Below are 1,395 nucleotides of genomic sequence, written 5' to 3' on the forward strand. Positions count from 1 at the left end.
GTAGTTTTTGATTGTCAGGTCAGAGCGGCCCCTTATCCGCAGGTCATCAAGATATATTTTTATCATGTTCAGCATGATTTATCCTCCTTGGTCTCGGCATATAATAATTTTTATACCCTGTGCCCCCTCTTGGCTCCCGTTAATTTTTATCGTCGGCGATCTCTCGGCGCGGATCCGTATCGGGTAAACTCTCGATTGCAATTGTCAGGCTGTTTATAGATTCCTGTAGTTTTTCAATTTTTGTTTCCATCCGAGCCAAAAGGTAAATGGACAAAACGATCGGAAATCCATAATTTGCAATACCCTGCAAAATTCCTTCCATACATATATCACCTCTTACTTTTTACTTTTTAAAATTAAAGGTCTTTATAACTTTTCCGCTGGGATTTGCGGCATCTCGACCATTCACGGCTTTATTGATATTTTCGCCACATAGCTTACAAAGGTCGAGATCGCCGACAACAGACGAACTGTCATCGACATCGTACAGCAAAGCCTTGTAATAAATGTCCCTCACCCTGTGACACGAACTGCATTTTGCAAGCTTCGGATACCTAAGCTGCTTTATTTCGATATTTTCCAAATTTAAAACCTCCTAAAAAAAGAGGCCGCAGGGGCCTCTTCAGCATTTTAGACTTCCTGACTAAAAATTTCTTCAGTCTGCGTAATAACGAAGTAAGCAGATTCGGGGCTTACAAGTGCAGGCCCGGCAAAAATCGGCAGGCTGATGATGGTATTCATCGCGGTTAGGACAGTTTCTTCGTTCAGATCATCTTTCGGATCGTCAATTTTTATCCGTCGTTTGTCGCCGGCCGCATCCAAAAACTGCAGCACGAGCACTTCAGTCGTTCCGTTCATGGCGCACCTCCTTCCATATTTTTTTTAAGTTCAGAGTTATCCCATGTTTGCAAGTTCGTTTTTATCGATCAGGAGCATCTGCGCGAGAGTATTTTTCTGCAAGTTGGCAAGAGTAGCGCCAACCTGACCAACTTCATCTGCTACGGCATCGGTTTTGATGTCGGTAAAACTTCTCCGCCTTTTTACTTCGTGACCATCTGCGTCGGTACCAAGCTTATAGACCAGCTGCAGAGTGGTGGCAGCCGGAATTTTGGTAAATGCCATAAATATCACCTCCTTTTACTGTAGTATATCACACAAACATATGTTTGTATATACATAAATATATATGTATATAAATACGCATGCGCCAAAAAGCCCTCCCCGGTGTAACGGGGAGGGTATGGGTGGGGTCCATCTGCATGTCTTATGGCGCGTGTGACATGGGTCGGGAGGAAAGTCTCCCGGCCCATGGATCGTGTCTGTCGCCCTCTCCCGAACCCCCCATCAGAATCCTGACCGCATTGGGCAAAAAAAGAGGGTGAGGGTCTGGGGGGT

4 protein-coding genes are annotated in these 1,395 nt (G+C 44.9%); all 4 read right to left on the reverse strand.

Annotated features, from left to right (window positions below; all coding sequences use genetic code 11):
* Positions 1-139: 139 nt before the first annotated feature.
* Genes B3W37_RS15410 through B3W37_RS15425 form a run of 4 tightly spaced genes read right to left on the reverse strand, consistent with a single transcriptional unit; the run spans position 140 to position 1,122 of the window.
* Entirely contained in the window at positions 140-322 is a 183-nt protein-coding gene (locus B3W37_RS15410; protein ID WP_483176325.1) for a YvrJ family protein, read from the reverse strand.
* Between the two features lie 21 nt (positions 323-343).
* The gene (locus tag B3W37_RS15415) at positions 344-583 is read right to left on the reverse strand and encodes a hypothetical protein (RefSeq protein ID WP_483176326.1); all 240 of its coding nucleotides are present in this window, start codon (positions 581-583) and stop codon (positions 344-346) included.
* Positions 584-630: 47 nt separating this feature from the next.
* Complete coding sequence (locus B3W37_RS15420) at positions 631-858, reverse strand: DUF2922 domain-containing protein (RefSeq protein ID WP_483176327.1); 228 nt, start codon at positions 856-858, stop codon at positions 631-633.
* Positions 859-894: 36 nt separating this feature from the next.
* A complete protein-coding gene (locus B3W37_RS15425) occupies positions 895-1,122 on the reverse strand; it encodes a DUF1659 domain-containing protein (RefSeq protein ID WP_483176328.1) in 228 nt (75 codons plus the stop codon).
* Between the last annotated feature and the right edge of the window lie 273 nt (positions 1,123-1,395).

The sequence above is a fragment of the Syntrophomonas sp. UBA5494 genome (genome assembly GCF_002426325.1).

Excerpts from the sequence above, each read along its gene's own strand:
- B3W37_RS15425 (WP_483176328.1), bottom strand. The coding sequence starts at position 1,122 with ATGGCATTTACCAAAATTCCGGCTGCCACCACTCTGCAGCTGGTCTAT.
- B3W37_RS15410 (WP_483176325.1), bottom strand. The coding sequence starts at position 322 with ATGGAAGGAATTTTGCAGGGTATTGCAAATTATGGATTTCCGATCGTT.
- B3W37_RS15420 (WP_483176327.1), bottom strand. The coding sequence starts at position 858 with ATGAACGGAACGACTGAAGTGCTCGTGCTGCAGTTTTTGGATGCGGCC.